The 19,848-nt window shown below is 72.9% G+C and carries 16 protein-coding genes and 1 riboswitch; of the genes, 8 read left to right on the forward strand and 8 right to left on the reverse strand.

Going from position 1 to position 19,848, the window contains the following annotated elements; all coding sequences use genetic code 11:
* Nucleotides 1-37 precede the first annotated feature (37 nt).
* Both RYJ27_RS10565 and RYJ27_RS10570 read left to right on the forward strand, forming a co-directional pair.
* A complete protein-coding gene (locus RYJ27_RS10565; protein ID WP_330170264.1) occupies nt 38-883 on the forward strand; it encodes an amino acid ABC transporter permease in 846 nt (281 codons plus the stop codon).
* Complete coding sequence (locus tag RYJ27_RS10570; RefSeq protein WP_330170265.1) at nt 880-1,614, forward strand: amino acid ABC transporter ATP-binding protein; 735 nt, start codon at nt 880-882, stop codon at nt 1,612-1,614. Before RYJ27_RS10565 ends, RYJ27_RS10570 begins: the two co-directional genes overlap by 4 nt.
* Before the next feature lie 108 nt (nt 1,615-1,722).
* On the opposite strand, the gene RYJ27_RS10575 is transcribed toward RYJ27_RS10570, so the two are convergent.
* Both RYJ27_RS10575 and glyA read right to left on the reverse strand, forming a co-directional pair.
* A complete protein-coding gene (locus tag RYJ27_RS10575) occupies nt 1,723-2,610 on the reverse strand; it encodes a bifunctional methylenetetrahydrofolate dehydrogenase/methenyltetrahydrofolate cyclohydrolase (protein ID WP_330170266.1) in 888 nt (295 codons plus the stop codon).
* 130 nt (nt 2,611-2,740) lie between these two features.
* Complete coding sequence (gene glyA, locus RYJ27_RS10580; RefSeq protein WP_330170267.1) at nt 2,741-4,015, reverse strand: serine hydroxymethyltransferase; 1,275 nt, start codon at nt 4,013-4,015, stop codon at nt 2,741-2,743.
* A 71-nt stretch (nt 4,016-4,086) separates the two neighbouring features.
* Nucleotides 4,087-4,171: riboswitch (ZMP/ZTP riboswitch) on the reverse strand.
* 241 nt (nt 4,172-4,412) lie between these two features.
* On the opposite strand from glyA, the gene RYJ27_RS10585 reads away from it, so the two are divergent.
* From RYJ27_RS10585 to RYJ27_RS10595, 3 genes are read left to right on the forward strand one after another with little or no spacing between them, the layout of a single operon-like run.
* Nucleotides 4,413-5,870 (forward strand): hypothetical protein, encoded by a 1,458-nt coding sequence (locus RYJ27_RS10585; protein WP_330170268.1) that lies wholly within the window; start codon nt 4,413-4,415, stop codon nt 5,868-5,870.
* Between the two features lie 23 nt (nt 5,871-5,893).
* On the forward strand, nt 5,894-6,289 hold the full coding sequence (locus RYJ27_RS10590; protein WP_330170269.1) for a YrdB family protein: 396 nt from the start codon (nt 5,894-5,896) through the stop codon (nt 6,287-6,289).
* On the forward strand, nt 6,286-7,641 hold the full coding sequence (locus RYJ27_RS10595) for an FAD-binding oxidoreductase (protein ID WP_330170270.1): 1,356 nt from the start codon (nt 6,286-6,288) through the stop codon (nt 7,639-7,641). Before RYJ27_RS10590 ends, RYJ27_RS10595 begins: the two co-directional genes overlap by 4 nt.
* Before the next feature lie 12 nt (nt 7,642-7,653).
* On the opposite strand, the gene RYJ27_RS10600 is transcribed toward RYJ27_RS10595, so the two are convergent.
* Nucleotides 7,654-8,883: an extracellular solute-binding protein gene (locus tag RYJ27_RS10600; protein WP_330170271.1), complete on the reverse strand. Its 1,230-nt coding sequence runs from the start codon at nt 8,881-8,883 to the stop codon at nt 7,654-7,656.
* Nucleotides 8,884-8,994: 111 nt separating this feature from the next.
* On the opposite strand from RYJ27_RS10600, the gene RYJ27_RS10605 reads away from it, so the two are divergent.
* From RYJ27_RS10605 to RYJ27_RS10615, 3 genes are all read left to right on the forward strand, one after another.
* Nucleotides 8,995-9,453: a hypothetical protein gene (locus tag RYJ27_RS10605; RefSeq protein ID WP_330170272.1), complete on the forward strand. Its 459-nt coding sequence runs from the start codon at nt 8,995-8,997 to the stop codon at nt 9,451-9,453.
* 94 nt (nt 9,454-9,547) lie between these two features.
* Nucleotides 9,548-10,975 (forward strand): L,D-transpeptidase, encoded by a 1,428-nt coding sequence (locus RYJ27_RS10610; RefSeq protein WP_330170273.1) that lies wholly within the window; start codon nt 9,548-9,550, stop codon nt 10,973-10,975.
* A gap of 43 nt (nt 10,976-11,018) precedes the next feature.
* On the forward strand, nt 11,019-11,471 hold the full coding sequence (locus RYJ27_RS10615; protein ID WP_330170274.1) for a GNAT family N-acetyltransferase: 453 nt from the start codon (nt 11,019-11,021) through the stop codon (nt 11,469-11,471).
* Between the two features lie 66 nt (nt 11,472-11,537).
* On the opposite strand, the gene RYJ27_RS10620 is transcribed toward RYJ27_RS10615, so the two are convergent.
* The 5 genes from RYJ27_RS10620 to RYJ27_RS10640 form a co-directional block, all read right to left on the reverse strand.
* The gene (locus tag RYJ27_RS10620; protein ID WP_330170275.1) at nt 11,538-13,757 is read right to left on the reverse strand and encodes an NADP-dependent isocitrate dehydrogenase; all 2,220 of its coding nucleotides are present in this window, start codon (nt 13,755-13,757) and stop codon (nt 11,538-11,540) included.
* A gap of 82 nt (nt 13,758-13,839) precedes the next feature.
* Entirely contained in the window at nt 13,840-15,654 is a 1,815-nt protein-coding gene (locus tag RYJ27_RS10625; protein WP_330170276.1) for an ABC transporter ATP-binding protein, read from the reverse strand.
* Nucleotides 15,651-17,474, reverse strand: a complete 1,824-nt coding sequence (locus tag RYJ27_RS10630) for an ABC transporter ATP-binding protein (protein WP_330170277.1) — start codon at nt 17,472-17,474, stop codon at nt 15,651-15,653. The genes RYJ27_RS10625 and RYJ27_RS10630 overlap by 4 nt, the downstream gene beginning before the upstream one ends.
* Nucleotides 17,475-17,593: 119 nt before the next feature.
* Nucleotides 17,594-18,088 carry a methylated-DNA--[protein]-cysteine S-methyltransferase gene (locus tag RYJ27_RS10635; protein ID WP_330172048.1) on the reverse strand — a complete coding sequence of 165 codons (495 nt, stop codon included), beginning with the start codon at nt 18,086-18,088 and terminating at the stop codon, nt 17,594-17,596.
* The gene (locus tag RYJ27_RS10640) at nt 18,088-19,734 is read right to left on the reverse strand and encodes a DNA-3-methyladenine glycosylase 2 family protein (RefSeq protein WP_330170278.1); all 1,647 of its coding nucleotides are present in this window, start codon (nt 19,732-19,734) and stop codon (nt 18,088-18,090) included. The genes RYJ27_RS10635 and RYJ27_RS10640 overlap by 1 nt, the downstream gene beginning before the upstream one ends.
* Between the last annotated feature and the right edge of the window lie 114 nt (nt 19,735-19,848).

The raw sequence follows: 19,848 nt of genomic DNA on the forward strand, positions 1-19,848 counted from the left end.
GCGGGTCCGCCCGCCCCGCCTCGGGTACCGTCGAGCCGTGAGCGCCCACTCCCCCAGCGAGCTCGAACTCGAGCGGCGTGCGTACCGCGCGCGCCAGTCGCGACGCTCGGTGCTCGTCGCGATCGCGTCGTCGATCGCGTTCGCCCTCGTCGTGTGGGTCACCGTCATCAACACCTCCGGCTGGGCGGGCGTGCAGCAGGCGTTCTTCGACCCCGCGATCGCATGGGACGCGCTTCCCCGTGTCTGGGAGGGATTCCTGCTCAACCTGCAGGTGCTCGGCCTGTCGGTCGTCACGGTGGCGATCGTCGCGCTGCTGATCGCTCTACTTCGCACCCTGCAGGGCCCCGTGTTCCTGCCGCTGCGGGCACTGGCGGCGGCCTACACCGACATCTTCCGCGGCCTGCCGTTCATCATCGTGCTGTACCTCGTGGGCTTCGGCCTGCCGACGCTCGCCGACGAGCGCATCCCGGTGATCTATCTCGGCACGATCGCCGTGACGCTCACGTATTCGGCCTACGTGTCGGAGGTGATCCGAGCCGGCATCGAGTCGGTGCATCCGTCGCAGTGGCTGGCGGCGCGCGCGCTCGGTCTCGGCTACGGGCAGACGCTGCGGCGGATCGTGCTTCCGCAGGCGTTCCGGCGCATCACCCCGCCGCTCATGAACGACTTCGTCGCGATGCAGAAGGACGTGGGCCTCATCTCGATCCTCGGCGCCACCGACGCCGTGCTCGCCGCCCGCATCGAGTCGGCGCAGACGTACAACTTCACGCCCTACATCGTCGCCGGCATCCTGTTCATCCTGCTCGCGATCCCGACGATCCGCCTCACCGACTGGTACACGGCCCGACTGCGCCGCCGCGAGCAGACGGGAGCACTGCTGTGAGCTCCTTGCTGACGGCCACCGACCTCTGGAAGTCATTCGGCGACCGCGACGTGCTGCGCGGGGTGTCGCTCGACCTGTCGGCCCACGACGTCGTCGCCGTCATCGGCGCGAGCGGCTCGGGGAAGTCGACGCTGCTGCGCTGCCTCGGGCTGCTCGAGCCGATCGACGACGGACGCATCCTGCTCGCCGGCTCCGATATCTCCGACCCGCGGGTCGACGCCAACGGCGTGCGCGCCCGCCTGGGCGTCGTCTTCCAGAGCTACAACCTCTTCCCGCACCTCACCGTCCTCGGCAACGTCACCCTCGCGTCCCGCGTCGTGCACCGGGAGAAGCGGGCGGATGCCGAGGCCCGCGGCCTTGCGATCCTCGAGCGCGTCGGGCTCGCCGACAAGGCGCGCGAGCACCCCGACCGCCTCTCGGGCGGGCAGCAGCAGCGCGTCGCCATCGCGAGGGCGATCGCGACCGACCCCGAGCTCCTGCTGCTCGACGAGATCACGTCGGCGCTCGACCCGGAGCTCGTCGGAGAGGTGCTCGAGCTGGTGCGGACGCTCGCCGAGGAGGGGACGACGATCCTGATGGCCACGCACGAGATGGGCTTCGCGCGGGACGTCGCACACCGCGTGCTGTTCCTCGACGAGGGCCGCGTGCTCGAGGAGGGCTCCCCCGCCGAGGTCTTCGGCTCGCCACGCGAGGCGCGCACCCGGGCGTTCCTCTCCCGCTTCCGGGCCTGAGCCGCGGCCGCACACAGGAACGGGGCCGAGAACAGGAGGATCGGGCCAGGGACTTCCTGTCACCGGCCCATCTCCTGTTTTCGGCCGTCGGCCGTCGGCCGTCGCGGCTCAGCCGGCCAGGCGCTCGGCCGACTCGACGACGTTGGCGACGAGCAGCGCGCGGGTCATGGGGCCCACGCCGCCGGGGTTGGGCGAGAGCCAGCCCGCGACCTCCGCGACACCGGGATCGACGTCGCCCGCGAGCTTCGCCTTGCCCGACTCCGTCGTGCCCACGCGCGTCACGCCCACATCCAGCACCGCCGCGCCCGGCTTGACCCAGTCGGCCTTCACGAGGTGCGGCACGCCCACGGCGGCGACCACGACGTCGGCCCGGCGCACCTGCTCGGCGAGATCGGGCGTGCGCGAGTGCGTCAGCGTGACGGTCGCGTCGGTGCCGCGGCGCGTCAGCAGCAGCCCGAGCGGACGCCCCACCGTGATGCCCCGCCCGATCACGACGACGTGCTTGCCGGCGAGGGTCACCCCGTGGCGCTCGAGCAACTCGATCACGCCGCGCGGCGTACAGGGCAGCGGACCCGCGACGGCCGTCGCCGGGTCGACGCCCAGCACCAGCCGACCGAGGTTCGTGGGGTGGAGGCCGTCGGCATCCTTCGCGGGATCGATCATCTCGATGATCGCGTTCTCGTCGATGCCCTTGGGCAGCGGCAGCTGGGTGATGAAGCCCGTCACCGCCGGGTCGTCGTTCAGGGCGCGGACGGCATCGGCGATCTCGTCGAACGACGCCGTCGCCGGCAGCTCCACCTGGATCGATGCGACGCCCACCTCGGCGCAGTCGCGGTGCTTGCCCGTCACGTACGAGCGCGAGCCCGGGTCGTCCCCCACCAGCAGCGTGCCGAGGCCGGGAACGATCCCGCGCTCCGCGAGCGCCGCGACGCGAACCCGCAGCTCCTCCTTGATCGCCGCCGCCGTCGCGGTGCCGTCGAGCTTTGCAGCCGTCATGTCGTCTCCTGTCTTCGTCGTCAGGGCATCGCCGGTGTCGTCATCTCGACGCCGATCGTCCCACCGGCGCGAATACCTATGTACATAGTGATCCTACGGATCTCGCACCGAACCCGCCAGAGACGATGACCTACTGCTGCAGACCCGGATACAGAGGGAAGGCGTCCGCGAGGGCCGCGACGCGGTCACGGAGGGCCTCGACGTCGGCACCCGGCAGCAGCGCGAGCGCGATGACGTCGGCCACCTCGGCGAACTCGGCGTCGCCGAACCCGCGCGTCGCGAGCGCCGGCGTGCCGATGCGAAGACCCGACGTGACCATCGGGGGGCGAGGGTCGTTCGGCACCGCGTTGCGATTGACCGTGATGTGGATCTCGTGCAGCAGGTCTTCGGCCTGCCTGCCGTCGATCTGCGCGTCGCGCAGGTCGACGAGCACGAGGTGCACGTCGGTGCCGCCCGAACGGACCGAGATGCCCGCCGCCGCGACATCCGGCTGCGACAGCCGCTCGGCGAGCAGGCGGGCACCGCGCAGGGTGCGCTCCTGACGATCGCGGAACGCGTCGGACGCGGCGATCTTGAACGCCGTCGCCTTCGCCGCGATCACGTGCATGAGCGGACCGCCCTGCTGCCCGGGGAACACGGCGGTGTTGATCTTCTTGGCCAGGCCCTCGTCGTTGGTGAGGATGAAGCCCGACCGCGGACCGCCGATCGTCTTGTGCACGGTGGAGGAGACCACGTGCGCGTGCGGCACGGGCGAGGGGTGGATGCCGGCGGCCACGAGACCCGCGAAGTGGGCCATGTCCACCCAGAGGTATGCCCCGACCTCGTCGGCGATCGCGCGGAAGGCGGCGAAGTCGAGCTGGCGCGGGTAGGCCGACCAGCCCGCGATGATGACCTTGGGGCTGTGCTCGAGCGCCAGGCGGCGCACCTCGTCCATGTCGACGAGCGACGTCTCGGGGTCGACGCCGTACGCGACGATGTCGTACAACCGGCCCGAGAAGTTGATCTTCATGCCGTGCGTGAGGTGTCCGCCGTGATCGAGCGAGAGGCCCAGGATCGTGTCGCCGGGGCGGGCGATGGCGTGGAGGACGGCGGCGTTGGCGGTCGCGCCGGAGTGCGGCTGGACGTTCGCGAACGCGGCGCCGAACAGGGATTTCGCCCGCTCGATCGCGAGCTCCTCGGCGATGTCGACCTCTTCGCAGCCGCCGTAGTAGCGGCGGCCCGGATAGCCCTCGGCGTACTTGTTCGTCAGCACCGACCCCTGCGACTGCAGCACGGAGACGGGCACGAAGTTCTCGGACGCGATCATCTCGAGGTATCCGCGCTGACGGTCGAGCTCGCGCTCGAGCACCTGCGCGATCTCGGGATCGACCTCGGCGAGCGGGGCGGTGAAGAGCGGGTCGGTCATGGCGCCTCCTGGACGACGGCTTTCGAACGGTTCCGGTGAGCTGGCGCCCGTGGAGCGGACGCCTCGAAACTCGCATCGGCCCAGGCGTGCGGTCGAATGCCGTAGTCGGTCGCTCCCCGGTGGTCACCCACCTCAACGCCAGTTGCGACGCCCCCGAGCATACCGGATGCCCGGGCCGCCGAAGCCGTCGGCGGCCCGCCGCGGAGGCGCCCCCGCCGCCCCGGACGCGGCGGGGCGCGGCGCCGGCGACCCGCCCGCCCGTCACGTGCGCGGGACGCCGGCCGACACCCCGTCCTAGGCATCGGCGCTCCCCTGGGGCACAATGGGGGGCACGAGCACGGCGGCGGGGAATCCGCTGTGCGCGATCCGCCCGGTCACGGGGCTCTTGGGGAGAAATATGACGTCCACGTCCGTGGATGATCCTCGCTCTGTCGAGGAGACATCCGACGTCGAACTGGTCCGACGCACGCGTGGCGGCGACACCGCCGCCTTCGCGGAGCTATGGCGCCGTCACTGGCCGGCAGCCCGTGCGGTCGCGCGCGAGCTGCTCGCCTCGAGCGAGAGCGGCGTCACCGCCGAGATCGCGACGGAGGCCGCGTTCGCGCGCGTCTGGCGCCGGATCCGCTCGGGCGAGCGCCCCCGAGGCGCCTTCCGCGCCTTCGTCGCGGGCGACCTCGTGACGGCGCTCGCGCCGCGCCGCACCGATGCGGCACCGCCCGACGCCGCGTCGCTGGCGGCCATCGCTGCGCTGTTCCCCGACCAGCGCGAGGTGCTCTGGTACGCCGAGGTCGACGCGCTGCGCCCCGCCGCCATCGCGCCGCTCGTCGGGGCGACGTCCACGGCCGTCGGGACCCTCGTCGACGGCGCCCGACAGGCGGCGCGGCGCGAATGGCTGCGCGCGAGGCCGGACGGCGGCGCGGGCACGGCGGATGACGAGGACGCGGCCGCCTTCACGGCATCCCTCCCCGCACTGCTGCGCCACCACGCCCTCGGCGACGCGGGGGCTGCCGCCTACGCGGCATCCCGCGCCCGCACCGGGCAGCACCCCGCCGTGCCGGCGCTGCCGGGCACGGTCGTCGGCCGCGCGCCGGGAACCCTCCGACACACGCCGGATGCCGCGGCGCGACGCTCCGCGGCGGTGACCGCGCCGATCCCCGCCCCCCGCGCCTCCGCCCCGACGGGTCGCGCCCCCCTCAGCGCACCGCGCATGCGCAGGTGGATGTCGGGCACCGGCCTGACCGCCGTGTTCGCGACCGTCGGGGTCGTCGCCGCGGGCGGGATCGTCGCCGTCGCGCTGCTGCCGGGCTCGCAGGACGAAGGCGGCGGACCGTCGCCGTTCGGGCGCGTCTCGGAGGTGCACACCGCAGCGCCGCGCGATCCGACCCCCGGGCAGCCGGCCGCCCCCGAGGACACACCGGACGGAGCCCCGGACGACTCCGTGTCCGACGACGCGGACTCGGGCACGACGACACCCGGAACGCCGCCCGGCACGAGGGCACCCGGGTCGCGGTCGACACCGCGCGGGAGCGACCGCGACACCGCGGCGCCCGGTACGCCGGCGCCGATCGCGCCGGGGAGCCCCGCCCCGTCCGCGCCGTCACGGCCGTCGCTGACCCCCGTTCCGGCCCCCTCGCCGCCCCCGATACTCTCCCCGACGCCCCTTCCACCCCCGGAACCCGAACCGGAACCGGAACCCGAACCCGAACCGGAACCGGAACCCGAACCGGTGCCCGACGTGGACCCGCAGCCCGATCCTGGCGGCGAACAGCAGCCCGATCCGCCGGCGGAACCCGGCCCGCCCGACACACCCGAGCTGCCGGGCCTGCTGCAGGGGTTCTGGGGCGCCGGCCGCTGAGGCCCCGCTCGTAGACTGGGGGTATGAGCGAGACCCCCCGCGTCGATCCGACGCGTCCCGAGCAGCCCCGGCCCGCGGGCACCGTGCCCCGCCCGGGCGCACTGGACATCGTCCGCCTCCTGACGGAGCTGGTCGCGGTCGGCACGCTCGCCTTCTGGGGCTTCGTGGCGTTCCCGTTCCCCTGGAGCATCGTCGCGGGTCTCGGCGCCCCCGCGCTCGGAATCCTCCTGTGGGCGCTGTTCGTCTCCCCCAAGGCGGTCGTGCGGGTCCACCCGTTCGTCGCCGCGTTCGTCGAACTGCTCATCTTCGTCTCGGCCACCCTGGCCTGGTGGAGCCTCGGCCAGCCCTGGATCGGGCTCGCCTTCGGCGTCGTCGCCGTCACCGTCGGCGCGGTCGTCGGGCGGCGCCGATTCGCATGAGCGACGTCGTCGACCTGCTGCGCGCCGAGCTCGGCGTCCGGGTCGACACCTCGCCCGGCGCCCTGGAGGCGGCCCGGGCCGACAAGTCGGGCCACCGCTCCGCGGGGGCTCCGCTGGCCGTCGTGCACGCGGCATCCGTCTCCGACGTGCAGCGCACCCTGCGCATCGCGTCGCGGACGCGCACCCCCGTCGTGACCCGCGGCGCGGGCACCGGGCTCGCGGGCGCGGCCCTCGCGGGCCCCGGCGAGATCGCCCTCTCGACCCGCGCGATGACCCGCATCCTGGAGATCAGCGCCGACGACCTCCTCGCGGTCGTGGAACCGGGGATCCTGAACGCCGAGCTCAACGAGGCTCTCGCGCCGCACGGTCTGTGGTGGGCGCCGGACCCCGCCTCCCGCGCCATCTCGACCGTGGGCGGCAACATCGCAACGGGCGCGGGCGGGCTGCTGTGCGCAAAGTACGGGGTCGTCCGCGACGCCGTGCTCGGGGTCGATCTCGTCACGGCGGACGGCGAGCTGATGCGCCTCGGCCACCGCAGCGTCAAGGGCGTCACGGGTCTCGATCTCACCTCGCTCGTCATCGGGTCCGAGGGCCGCCTGGGCGTGATCGTCGGAGCGACGCTCAAGCTGCGACGCCTCACACCGGGTCATGTCCGCACGATCGCCGCGACGTTCCCCGACGTGGGCGGCGCCGCCCGGGCCTCGTCGCAGGTGACGGCCCGCGGCATCCAGCCCGCCCTCATGGAGCTGATGGATGCCGCGAGCCTCGCCGCGGTGCACCGGCTGCTCGCCCTGCCCGCCCCCACGCCGGGCGCGGCGCAGCTGACCGTGCAGACCGACGGACCGGCGGCGGATGCCGAGGCCGACGCCGTCGCCCGCGTGGTGCGCGAGGCGGGCGGTGCCGTCGTAATCTCGCACGACCCCGCCGAGGGCGAACGGCTGCTGACGATCCGGCGCTCCGTCCACCCCGCTATGGAAGCGATGGGCACGACCCTCATCGAGGACGTCTCCGTGCCGCGCAGCGCGCTGCCGGCGATGTTCGCCGAGATCGCGCGCATCGAGGCCGACTTCGGGCTCGTCATCCCCACCGTCGCGCACGCCGGCGACGGCAACCTGCACCCGAACTTCGTCTTCGACGGCGACGACGTCCCGGCCCACGTGTGGGAGGCCGCCGATGCGCTGTTCCGTGTGGCGCTCGCGCTCGGCGGCACGCTCACCGGGGAGCACGGCATCGGGGTGCTGAAGCGCCGGTGGCTCGTCGACGAGCTCGGTCCCGGCCAGTGGGCGCTTCAGGAGCGCGTCGTGCGCGCCTTCGACCCCGAGGGCATCCTGAACCCCGGCAAGGTGTTCTGAGCGGGCACCGCTTCAGCCCGCGAGGATCTCCTCGATGCGCGCGTCGGCAGCGGCGGCGACCGCCGCGACATCCTCGCCGCGGGAGATCGCCGCGAGCAGCTCGTCGAGCACGCCGGCCTCCTCCACCTTCGCCCACCGCGGCGTCGCGGGAACGGCACGGGCGGACGCGGCGGCGAGCGCCCGGGCCGCCCCGCCGGGCTGCTCGGCGGCCAGGGGGGCGAGCGAGATCCGCGCGGGGACGAGCCCCTCCGCCGCGAGGAGACTCTGGAAGCCCTCTCCGAGCATGATCCGCACGACCGAGAGGGCGAGCTCGGGCTCCGCCGTGCCGGCCGCGATGCCCACGACCGATCCGCGCGCCGCCACCGGCGCCGCGCCCCCGTCCCGGCCCGGCAGGGCGAAGACCGCGGGGGCCGCGGGCGCGCCCTCTCCCGCGCAGGCACCCGCGGCAAGGCCCGTGCCCGGACCGACCAGCCGAGCCGCCTCGGCCCCGCAGTAGGCGGCCCCGACGGATTCCGCCGCGACGAACCCGGGCGGCACCGACGCGTTCATCAGCAGGTCCTGCAGCAGAACGAGCGCCGCGACGGAGGCCTCCGAGCCGAGCCGCGCATCCCAGCGCCCGCCGTCTGACACCGCCACCTCGCCGCCGCCCGCCCAGACGAACGTCAGCAGGTCGTTTCCGCCGGAGAGCAGGATGCCGGGGCGCCCCGGCGCCGCCTGTGCGCCCGCGATCGACGCGCGGACGAACTCGTCGAGGGTCGGCGCAGGCTCGCCTCCCAGCGCGGGATCCGCGAGCACGACATCCGCGTCGGCGTGGAGGGGCACCCCGAACCGCCCGTCGCCGTTCGAGGCCGCCATGACGAGACCCGGAACCAGGTCGGCACCACCCAGATCCTCGAGCTCCCCCGCGATGTCGAGCAAGGCCCCGTCCGCCACGAGCGCGGGAACCTTCGCGGCATCCATCTCGAGGACATCCGCCTCCATCGGGGCCGATGGATCGACGCCCCCGGGGGCGTCTTCGATCACGAGCGACGCGCCCGGGTTCTCGGCCTCGAACGTCGTCACGAGATAGCCCCTCGCCTCGTCCGAGAGCGCCTCGGGGGCGAGGGCGACGCGGACCTCGGGATCTTCGGAGAGTCCCAGGGCGCAACCGGCGAGCGCCAGCGAGACCATCCCCAGGACCGCGATGGCTGCGGCCGCGCGCGGTCCGCGCACGGCCGAGCGAGAAAGGAACGTCTCCGTCACAGAGGCAAGTAGAGCGCACAGGGGGCCGGAATCCGGGTATTGACGGCGCACCGGACCGGAGGGTACCCGCCGCAGTCCCGCGTAGGGTGGACCGGGACGACAGGGGAACTGATGAAGACTCGACTCACCGCGCTGGCCATCGCCGGCATCGCCCTCTTCGGCCTGACCGCCTGCACGGGCGGGGCGCCGGAGAACGGCTCCGACGGCGGATCGGGCTCCGATGCGGGCGGCTCCGCGTCCTCGGAGCAGACCGTCGACGAGGCCTGCTCGATCGTCAACGACACGATCGAGGGCGCCGTCGCGGAGTTCGAGGGTATCTCGATGGAGGATCCCGCCGCCGCCGTGGAGGCCTTCCAGGCCGCCGGCGAAGCCCTCGGCGAGGAGGCCGGCCGCATCGGCAACCCGGAGGTCGCGGACGTGCTTCCCGACCTCGAGACCGCGCTCGCCACCGTGGCGGAGGCGATGGACGCCCTCGCCGCCGGCGACTCGACGAAGCTCACCGAGCTCGAGAGCGTCGGCACCGAGATGCAGGCGAGCTTCACCGAGTTCCAGCGCCTCTGCCTCGAGTAGACCCGGCACTCTCCGGCAACCGTTGCCGGAACGTGATATACGGTCGCCTACAATCGATGCGACGCGCACTCGCGCGCAGCGAGGGGGGCCCGCTATGACGGATCTGGTGACCACCGCGTCCGATCAGGGCGCGCACGACGGCGATGAGCCGCGCCTGGAATGGGCTCCGGCACCCTCGCCGACCCGCCGCAGGCGCTGGCCGCTGCTGCTGTGGATCGGCATCCCTCTCGCGGGCGTCGCCGCAGCCGGCTGGTACTTCGGCACGACCCTCATCGCCCCGGGAGTGACGGTGGCCGGTGTGCCGGTGGGCGGCCTCACGGTGGATGCCGCGGCATCCACGATCTCCGACGGCATCGGTTCCACGGCCGTGGAGATCACCGCCGACGGCGTCACCGCGACCATCACCGGCGCCGACCTCGGCGCATCGCTGCCCGCCGAGGAACTCGCCCGCGAGGCACTCGCCGCGCACCCGCTGTGGCAGGTCGGCGGGTGGTTCCCGGAGACCGACCGCACCGCGCCCACGATCGATCCCGACGCGACCACCGCGGCGCTGGCCGACGGCTTCGCCTCCGTGTGGGAGGCCCCCGTCGACGCCGTGGTGGCCTACGACGACGCCGCCGACCTCTACGTCGTCACGCCCGCCGTGCCCGGACTGGGCGTGGACGCCGCCGCAGCGGAGGACGCGTACCGCGACGCCCTGCTGGCGGCCGCCCCCGGCACGCTGTCGACGGATCTGGTCGAGCTGGAGGCCGCCATCACGACCGAGGCGGCCGCGGCTCGCGCCGACGAGCTGAACGCGGTCCTCGCCACGGCGGGCTTCTACGTCGGAGAGGAGCGCACGGTCGCGATCCCCGCCGACCAGACCGCCTCCTGGCTGACGCTGACGCCCGACCCCGAGCAGGGCCGCATCGATCTCACTGCCGACGAGGCCGCGATCGAGGCCGCCATGGCGGGGCTCGCCGAGGCGGTCAACCGCGCCCCGGTGAACGCCACCGTCATCACCGACTCCGACGGCGATGTCCTCCGGGCGGAGACCGAGGGGCAGACGGGTCGAGAGCTCGCCGACACCACCGGGATGGCCTCGGACTACGCGACACAGCTGGCCGGCGGCGACGCCATGTTCGCACTCCCGGTGAGCGAGACGCAGTTCGAGACGACCTCGCTCGCGAGGCTGCTCGAGGTTGACCTGTCGGACCAGCGCGTCTACCTCAAGGAGAACGGCGCCGTCATCGACTCCTGGCTGATCTCCAGCGGCAAGTCCGGGTGGGAGACCAACATCGGCTACCACAAGGTGCAGGCCAAAGTGCGGGTGCAGGACATGGGCAACGACCAGGTCGGCTACCTCCAGCCCGACGTGGAGTGGGTCTCCTATTTCTCGGGCGATCAGGCGTTCCACGCCGTCTATTGGCACCGCAACTGGGGCACGCCCACGAGCCACGGCTGCGTCGGGATGCCGACGAGCCTCGCCAAGGTCATCTACGACTGGGCCCCGGTCGGCACCGACGTCTGGGTCCACGCCTGATCCGCGCGGGCGTTCGGCGCCGGTTCACGTTAGCCTGAGTGGTATGCCGGAGCTGAGACTGGTCGAACTCTCCGCCGCGACGATCGTCGCGGTGAACAATCTGTCGCTCAAACCCGGGCAGGAGCAGTTCCTCGCGCCGGTCTCCTACGGGATCGCCGCCACCGTCGTGAATCCCGCCACGAGCTGGCAGCGCGTGGTCGTCGACGGCGACGAGGTCGTCGGCTTCGTCAGCGGAAGCTTCGACGACGAAGCCCCCGAGGACTACTTCCGGTCGATCCTCCTTCGCATCAACGTCGACGCCGACGACCAGGGCCGCGGTGTCGGGCGCTTCGCCGTGGAGGGCCTCCTCGAGGAGGCTCGTCGGCGCGGGCAGACCTGCCTCTACGTCATCTACGAAGCCGGCGAACAGGGCCCCGAGGCGTTCTTCCGGCGCGTGGGCTTCTCCCCGGTCGGCGAGACGGAGTACGGCGAGACGATCGCGGAGATTCGCCTGTAATCGCGCACGGACACGAGCGACGAAGGGGGTGGATGCCGCGGCATCCACCCCCTTCGTCGTCGCGGTCTACGACAGCGCGTCGATGATCGCGTTGAGGGTCTTCGAGGGGCGCATCACGGCCGCCGCCTTGGCGGGGTCGGGGCGGTAGTAGCCGCCGATGTCGGCGGGCTTGCCCTGCACGGCCAGCAGCTCATCGACGATGGCCTGCTCCTTCTCGGCGAGCTCGGCCGCCACCGGAGCGAACGCCGCCGCGAGCTCGGCGTCCTGGTCCTGCGCGGCGAGCTCCTGCACCCAGTAGAGCGCGAGGTAGAAGTGGCTGCCGCGGTTGTCGATGGTGCCCAGGGCCCGCCCAGGCGACTTGTCGTTCTCGAGGAACGTGCCGGTCGCGGCATCCAGCGTGTCGGCCAGCACCTTCGCCTTCGGGTTGTCGGTGTACCCGGCGAGGTGCTCGAGCGAGGCCGCGAGCGCGAAGAACTCGCCCAGCGAGTCCCAGCGCAGGTAGTTCTCCGCGACGAGCTGCTGCACGTGCTTGGGCGCGGAGCCGCCGGCACCGGTCTCGAAGAGCCCGCCCCCCGCGAGCAGCGGAACGATCGAGAGCATCTTGGCGCTCGTGCCGACCTCGAGGATCGGGAAGAGGTCCGTGAGGTAGTCGCGCAGCACGTTCCCCGTCACCGAGATGGTGTCCAGGCCCCGGCGCATCCGCTCGAGGGAGAAGCGCGTGGCCTCCTCGGGAGCCAGGATCTCGATTTGGAGCCCGTCGGTGTCGTGCTCGCCGAGGTAGGCGTGCACCTTCTCGATGAGCGCGGCATCGTGCGAGCGGTCGGGGTTGAGCCAGAACACGGCGGGCGATCCCGTGGCGCGGGCACGCGTGACGGCGAGCTTGACCCAGTCGCGGATCGCGACGTCCTTCGTCTGCGTGGCACGCCAGATGTCGCCCGGCTGGACGGTGTGCTCGATGAGCACGTCGCCCCGCCCGTCGACGACCTGCACGCGTCCGGCCGAGGCGATCTCGAACGTCTTGTCGTGGCTGCCGTACTCCTCGGCCGCCTGGGCCATCAGCCCGACGTTCGGCACGGTGCCGATCGTGGCAGGGTCGAGCGGACCGTGCGCGATGACGTCCTCGATCGTCGCCTGGTACACGCCCGCGTAGGACGAGTCGGGGATGACGGCGAGCGTGTCGTCCTCGGCGCCGTCGGCGCCCCACAGCTTCCCGCCGTTGCGCACGAGCGCGGGCATCGACGCGTCGACGATGACGTCGGAGGGCACGTGGAGGTTCGTGATCCCCTTGTCGGAGTTGACGTACGACAGGCGCGGGCCGGCCGCGAGCGCCGCCGTGATGTCTGCCGCGATGGCGTCGCCCCCGGGCACCGAGGGCAGGCCGGAGAGGATCGCGCCGAGCCCGTCGTTGGGGGACAGGCCCGCCGCGCGGAGCGTCTCGCCGTGTGTGCGGAAGACCTCGGCGAAGTACGCCTTCACGACGTGGCCGAAGATGATCGGATCGCTGACCTTCATCATCGTGGCCTTGAGGTGCACGGAGTACAGCACGTCGTCCGCGGCCGCCTGGCGGAGGGTCTCAGCCAGGAAGGCGTCGAGCGCCGCGGCGGAGAGGAACGTCGCGTCCACGATCTCGCCGGGCAGGACCTTCAGGCCCTCCTTCAGCACCGTCTCGGCGCCGTCCTCGGCGATGTGGCGGATCGTCAGCACGTCGTCGGATTCCATGACGACCGACTTCTCATTGGAGCGGAAGTCGTCGCGGCCCATCGTGGCGACCCGCGTCTTGGAGCCCTCCGCGAACGGCTTGTTGCGGTGGGGGTGCTTGCGCGCGTAGTTCTTCACCGACAGGGGCGCACGGCGGTCGCTGTTGCCCTCGCGGAGGACGGGGTTCACGGCCGAGCCCTTGATGCGGTCGTAGCGGGCGCGGATGTCCTTCTGCTCGAGCGTGGCGGGCTCGTCCGGGTAGGCCGGGATGTCGTAGCCGGAGGCCTGCAGCTCGGCGATGGCGGCCTTCAGCTGCGGGATGGATGCCGAGATGTTGGGCAGCTTGATGATGTTCGCCTCGGGGAGGGTGGCGAGCCCGCCGAGCTCCGCGAGCGCGTCACCCACCTGCTGCTCCGGCGTGAGCTTCTGCGGGAACGCGGCGAGGATGCGGCCGGCGAGGGAGATGTCCCGCGTCTGGACCTCGACGCCGGCCTGGGCCGTCACGGCCTGCACGATCGGCAGGAACGACGCCGTCGCGAGAGCCGGTGCTTCATCGGTGTACGTGTAGATGATTGTCGAGTCGGTCACCTGTGTCGTCTTTCGTTCGGGGCCGCCCACAACCCTATCGCAGCGCGGGAAACTCTCTCGATGTCGAGAGAGTTTCCCGCGCTCACACGAGCGATTCCCGCCACGCGGCGTGCAGTCGCGCGAACCGGCCGGTTCCGGCGATGAGCGCGTCCGGTGCGTCATCCTCGACGATGCGCCCGTGCTCCATGACGAGCACGCGATCGGCGATCGCGACCGTCGACAGGCGGTGGGCGATGATGATGGCGGTGCGATCGGCCAACAGCGTCTGCAGGGCGTTCTGGATGAGCCGCTCGCTGGGGATGTCCAGCGAGGCGGTGGCCTCGTCGAGGATCAGCACCGCGGGGTCGGCGAGGAAGGCACGCGCGAACGAGATGAGCTGACGCTGCCCCGCCGAGACCCGCCCGCCGCGCTTGTTCACGTCGGTGTCGTACCCGTCGGGCAGGCGCTCGATGAAGGAGTCGGCGCCCACCGCGCGGGCGGCGGCGCGGATCTCGTCGAGCGTCGCGTCGGGCTTGCCGAGCGCGATGTTGTCGGCGACGGTCCCGCTGAAGAGGTACGCCTCCTGCGTCACCATGACGATCGCGCGGCGCAGGTCCTTCGGGTGCAGCCGCCGCAGGTCGACGCCGTCGAGCGTGACCCGACCGCTGCTCGGGTCGTAGAACCGCGAGACGAGCTTGGCCAGCGTCGACTTGCCCGCGCCGGTGGTGCCCACCAGCGCGACGGTCTGACCCGCGGGCAGGTCGAGCGAGAAGTCGGGCAGGATGACGCGGTCGTCGGCGTACCCGAAGCGCACGTTCTCGAACCGCACGTGACCGCGGGCGGTCCACAGGTCCTCCGGCTCGCGGGGATCGGGTACCGTCGGCACCTCCTCCAGGACCCCCGACACCTTCTCGAGGGCGGCGGTGGCGGACTGGTAGGAGTTGAGGAAGAACGCCACCTCCTGCAGCGGCGAGAAGAAGTTGCGCACGTACAGCACCGCCGCGATCAGCACGCCCACCGCGATCCCGCCCTCGGCGACCCGGATGCCGCCCCACGCCACGACGAGCGCGAGGGACACCGATGCGATCGCCATGAGTCCCGGCTCGAACGTGCCGAACAGGCGGATCGAGCGCATGTTCACGTCGCGGTACTGCATCGACAGGTCGCCGAACTGCACATCGCCCGGCTTCTCGCGGCGGAACGCCTTGACGGCGCGGATGCCGGTCATCGTCTCGACGAACGTGACGATGACCCTCGCGCTGACGACGCGCGACTCGCGGTACACCCGCTGCGAGCGCATGTAGAACCAGCGCATGAGCATCAGGAGAGGCAGCCCCATCACGACGAGGATGACGCCCGACTGCCAGTCCAGCAGCAGCAGCGCGACGAGGGTGAATCCGCCGTACAGCACTCCGGAGACGAGCTCGTTGAGGCCGCCGTCGAGCAGCTCGCGGATCGTGTCGAGGTCGCTCGTCTGGCGCGAGATGATGCGGCCCGACGTGTAGGACTCGTGGAATTCGAGACTGAGCCGCTGCGTGTGGAGGAAGATCCGCTTGCGCAGGTCGAGCAGGATCGCCTGCGTCAGCCGCGCGGCGACGACGACGTACCAGGCGATGAGCGCCGCACCCGCGATCGCCGTGATCAGGTACACCCCCACGACACCCGCGGTGGGCAGCCAGTCGGCCCGCTCGATGACCGCCGGCAGCGCCGTGTCGATCCCGTAGGCGATGAGGGCGGGGCCGGCGACCCGGAAGGCCGTGGAGACGACGAGCACGACCGCCGCGAGGATCAGGTGCCCCCGGACGGGCGTGACGAGCGTGCCCAGCAGGCGCAGGGAGCGGCGACGGATCGAACGGCTCTCGGCACGCGTGTAGTCGGAGCGGTCCTCGCCGCTCGTGCCGGTGACGGTGGTGCTCACAGGTTCACCCCGCTCTCCCGCTGCCGGGCCTGCTCGTCCTCCAGGCTCGAGATGACGTGCCGGTAGTGCGCGCTCGTCCGCAGCAGCTCGGAGTGCGTGCCGACGGCGGTGATGCGCCCCCGCTCGAGCAGCGCGACGCGATCTGCGAGCGTCACCGTGGAGGGCCGGTGGGCGACCACGAGCGCCGTCGTGGCGTGCAGCACCTCGCGCAGCGCGTCCTCGACGAGCGACTCGGTGTCGACGTCGAGCGCCGAGAGCGGGTCGTCGAGAACGAGCACGGTGGGCCGCGCCGCGACCGCCCGTGCCAGGGCGAGCCGCTGACGCTGACCGCCGGAGAGGGACAGGCCCTCCTCGCCGATCACGGTGTCGACCCCGTCGGGGAGCGCATCGACGAAGCCCGCCTGCGCGACATCCAGCGCCTCGCGCAGCACGCGCTCGGCCTCCTCGCTGCCGGGCTCGAGGTCCTGGCGCCCGAGCAGCACGTTGCCGCGCACGGTCTGCGAGAAGAGCGTCGCGTCCTCGAAGGCCATGCCCACGTGGGTGCGCAGCTCGTCGAGCGTCAGGTCGCGCACGTCGACGCCGTCGAGGGTCACCCGCCCGCCCGTGACGTCGTAGAGCCGGGTGGGAAGCGTCGTCAGCGTCGTCTTGCCCGAGCCAGTGAGGCCCACGAGGGCCATCGTCTCGCCGGGGCGCAGCACGAGGTCGATGCCGTCGAGCAGGTCGCGCTCGCCCTCCGCGGCATCCTGATACCGGAAGTGCACCCCCTCGAAGGCGAGCTCGCCGCGGGGCTCGGCGATCGTCCGCGGCCGCGCGGGGTCGGTGATCGTGTTCTCCTCGTCGAACACCTCGAAGAGCCGGTCGGTCGCCGTGCGGGCGTCGAGCGTGAACGAGAACAGGAACCCGATCGACTCCATCGGCCACCGCAGCACCGTCGCCATTGCGAAGAACGCCACGAGCTCCGCGGACTGCAACTGCCCGAGCGCGGTGAGCGCGATGCCCGCGCCCAGGCACAGCGCGAAGGCGATGTCGGGCAGCAGCACGAGCCAGAACCAGATCCAGCCGATCGCGCGGGCCTTGCCGAGCTCGGTCTCGCGCAGGGTCTCGGCCTGCCGCGTGAACTTCCTCAGGGCGTGCGACCCGCGACCGAAGGCCTTGAGCACCCGGATGCCGTGCACGCTCTCCTCGACCGAGGTGGCGAGGTCGCCGGCCTGATCCTGGCTCTGCCGGGCGAGCGTTCCGTAGGTCTTCTCGAAGCGGTAGCCCGCGTACCAGAGCGGCGCCGAGACGGCGAGGAAGACGGTGCCCAGCAGCCAGTGCCACCGGAACAGCAGCGCCGTGCCGACGACGATCGTGAGCACGTTGACGACGAGCAGCACGATGCCGAACGCCAGCCACCGTCGCAGCATCGAGATGTCCTGCATCATGCGGCTGAGCAGCTGCCCCGACTGCCAGCGGTCGTGGAACGAGACGGGCAGGCGCTGCAGGCGCCGGAAGAACGTGTGACGCAGGTCGTACTCGACCATCGTCGCGGGCGCGAGCACGAACCACCGCCGCAGCCACACCATCGCCGCCTCGGCGAGGCCCAGCACGAGGATGATCGCGGCCCCCCACGCGATCTGCGCGGACTCGCCGCTCTGGATCGGGCCGGCGACGACCGCCTCGAGCACCAGTGGGATCGACAGGGCCAGGAGCGCGGCGCCGAGCGCGCTCGCCGCGCCGAGCGCCAGCCGCGGGATGACGGGGCGGGCGAACGGGATGAGCCTCGCGAGGGAGCGGAGCGTGGACAGGTCGGAGCGGGACGTTTCGGCGGTGGAGGTCATGATCCTTGTGGGAAGGCGGAGCGGCGGCGCCGGGATCGGGCGCACGGAGAGAGGCCGCCTCGGAGGATCCGCGAAGACAGCCCTCCAGCTTATTCCTCGCCTTTCGCGGACGGCAAGGGTCAGGCTGCGCGCTCGCGGTCGAGCAGCGCCCGCTTCACCTCGAGCCCCCACGCGAACCCGCCCAGCGATCCGTCCGCGCGGAGCACGCGGTGGCATGGCACGAAGAGCGCGGGGGCGTTGCGGGCGCAGATGGATGCCGCGGCCCGCACGGCCGCGGGCGATCCGAACGCCGCCGCGAAGGCCGTGTACGTCAGCGCCCTCCCCGGCGGGATGCGCCGCAGTGCCGCCCACCCGCGGCGTTGGAGCGGGGTGCCGGTGTGGACGACCTCGACCGCGTCGATCGCCCGCAGATCGCCCGCGTAGTACGCGCGGACGGCGGACGCGGCATCCGTCTGCCCGCGTTCGAGCCGATCGGGGCGCGCGGCGGGGGCGATCCGCGCGAGCACCGCCTCGGGCGCGTCCGTCCAGCCCGAGGCGAGCACGCGCCCCCGCTCGTCGGCCAGCAGGGTGAAGGGCCCGTCAGGGGTGTCGATCGTCTGGATCATCGCCGTGATCATGCGGGGGTCCTCTCGAGAGGGGCGAGGGAGAACGGGTCGGTTGTGTCGGGCGCGCTCGGGGGCTCCGGGGCGGGAGGGCGGGGGGCGGCCTGCGGGCGAGCGGCGGCCCGCGGGAGGGCGGCGCGCCAGAGGTGGCCCATGAGGTACGACCGCCACGGGGCGGCCCTCGTCGCCCACTCGGTGAGCCCCCTCGCATCGGCGGGCACCCCGAGCGCCGCCGCGCCCGCCCGCGCCGCGACATCGCCCGGCAGGAGGACGTCGGGATCGCCCGTCACGCGCATGCGCACGTAGTCGGCCGTCCACGGCCCGATGCCGGGCAGGGCGATCAGCGCGGCCCGCTGCGCGGCGGGATCGTCGCCCGGCGAGAGTTCGAGCGAGCCGCCGGCGAGGGCCTCGGCTGCGGACACGATGGCACGCACGCGCGCGGCGGGGCCCCGCAGCACCTCGCCGCCCCGCTCGGCGATGGCCGCGGGGGTCGGGAAGAGCAGCGTCGGCCCGGGCACGGCGCGGGCGTCGCCCGAGTCGGCAGGGGCGTCGCCGGGGTCCGCGGGGGGCTGCGGCATCCGCTCGCCCAGCGCGGCGGCGAGCCGCGTGAGCGCCGTGCGCGCCGCCGCGACCGACACCTGCTGGCCGATCATGGCCCGCACGAGCATCTCGGCGGGATCGGCGGCACCGGGCACCCGGAGCCCCGGCACGCCACGGACGGATCCGCGCAGCGCCGGCACGGCGGCGAGGGCGGCGTCGATCGCCACGGGGTCGGCGTCGAGGTCGAACAGTCGCCGCACGCGCGCGACGAGCACCGGCAGATCCCCCAGGCGGGCGAGTGTCGCGTGCAGCCGCAGCCGCGATCCGTCGTCGTGCACGCGGAAGCGCGCGGGCCCGCCCGGAAGCCGCACCGTGCGGGCGAAGGAGTCGGCCGTCGCGACCTCGACGCCCGGGAGGGCCCGCGCCGACATCCACGCGAACAGGCCGGCGGCGTCGAACGGGTCCCGGCGCGGCAGGGCCAGGCTCACCCCGCCCGGCGCACCGAAGGGGTCGCCCGCGGCGCGGGGACGCCGCGCGCGCAGCTGCGACGGCGTGAGCCCGAAGATCTCGCGCACCGTGTCGTTGAACTGCCGCACGCTCGCGAAGCCCGCCGAGAACGCCACGTCCGCCATGGTCAGCTCGGTGCCCACGAGCAGCATGCGCGCGGTCTGCGCGCGGTGCGCCCGCGCGAGGGCGACGGGGCCGGCGCCGAGCTCCTCCGTGAGCATCCGCGTGAGGTGGCGCGTCGAATACCCCAGGCGGCGGGCGAGCCCGGGAACACCCTCGCGCTCGATGACGCCGTCGGCGATCAGGCGCATGGCGCGCGATGCGGCATCCCCCCGCAGGTCCCACGCGGGCGAGCCCGGTGCGGCCTCGGGCAGGCACCGCTTGCAGGCACGGTACCCGGCCTCGTGCGCGGCGGCGCTCGTGGCGAAGAAGGACACGTTCCCCGGCTTCGGCGTGCGCGCCGGGCAGCTCGGTCGGCAGTAGATGCCCGTCGTGCGCACGGCCGTGACGAACTGCCCGTCGAAGCGCGTATCGCGCGACGAGATCGCGCGGTAGCGCTCGTCGAACGACATCGCCGGGTGCCTCGGCGTGGCGTTCGCGGACGATGTCATGCCCTCAGCCTGACACGGGAGCGCGGCATCCGCTCGCGGAAATCGGACACGGCTGCGGCGGCTGCCCTCCCCGCGGCGGTCCGCCCGGGAGGGGGGTCCGCTGCGGGGAGGACA

The sequence above is a fragment of the Microbacterium limosum genome, assembly GCF_036324365.1.
GTDB lineage: Bacteria > Actinomycetota > Actinomycetes > Actinomycetales > Microbacteriaceae > Microbacterium > Microbacterium limosum.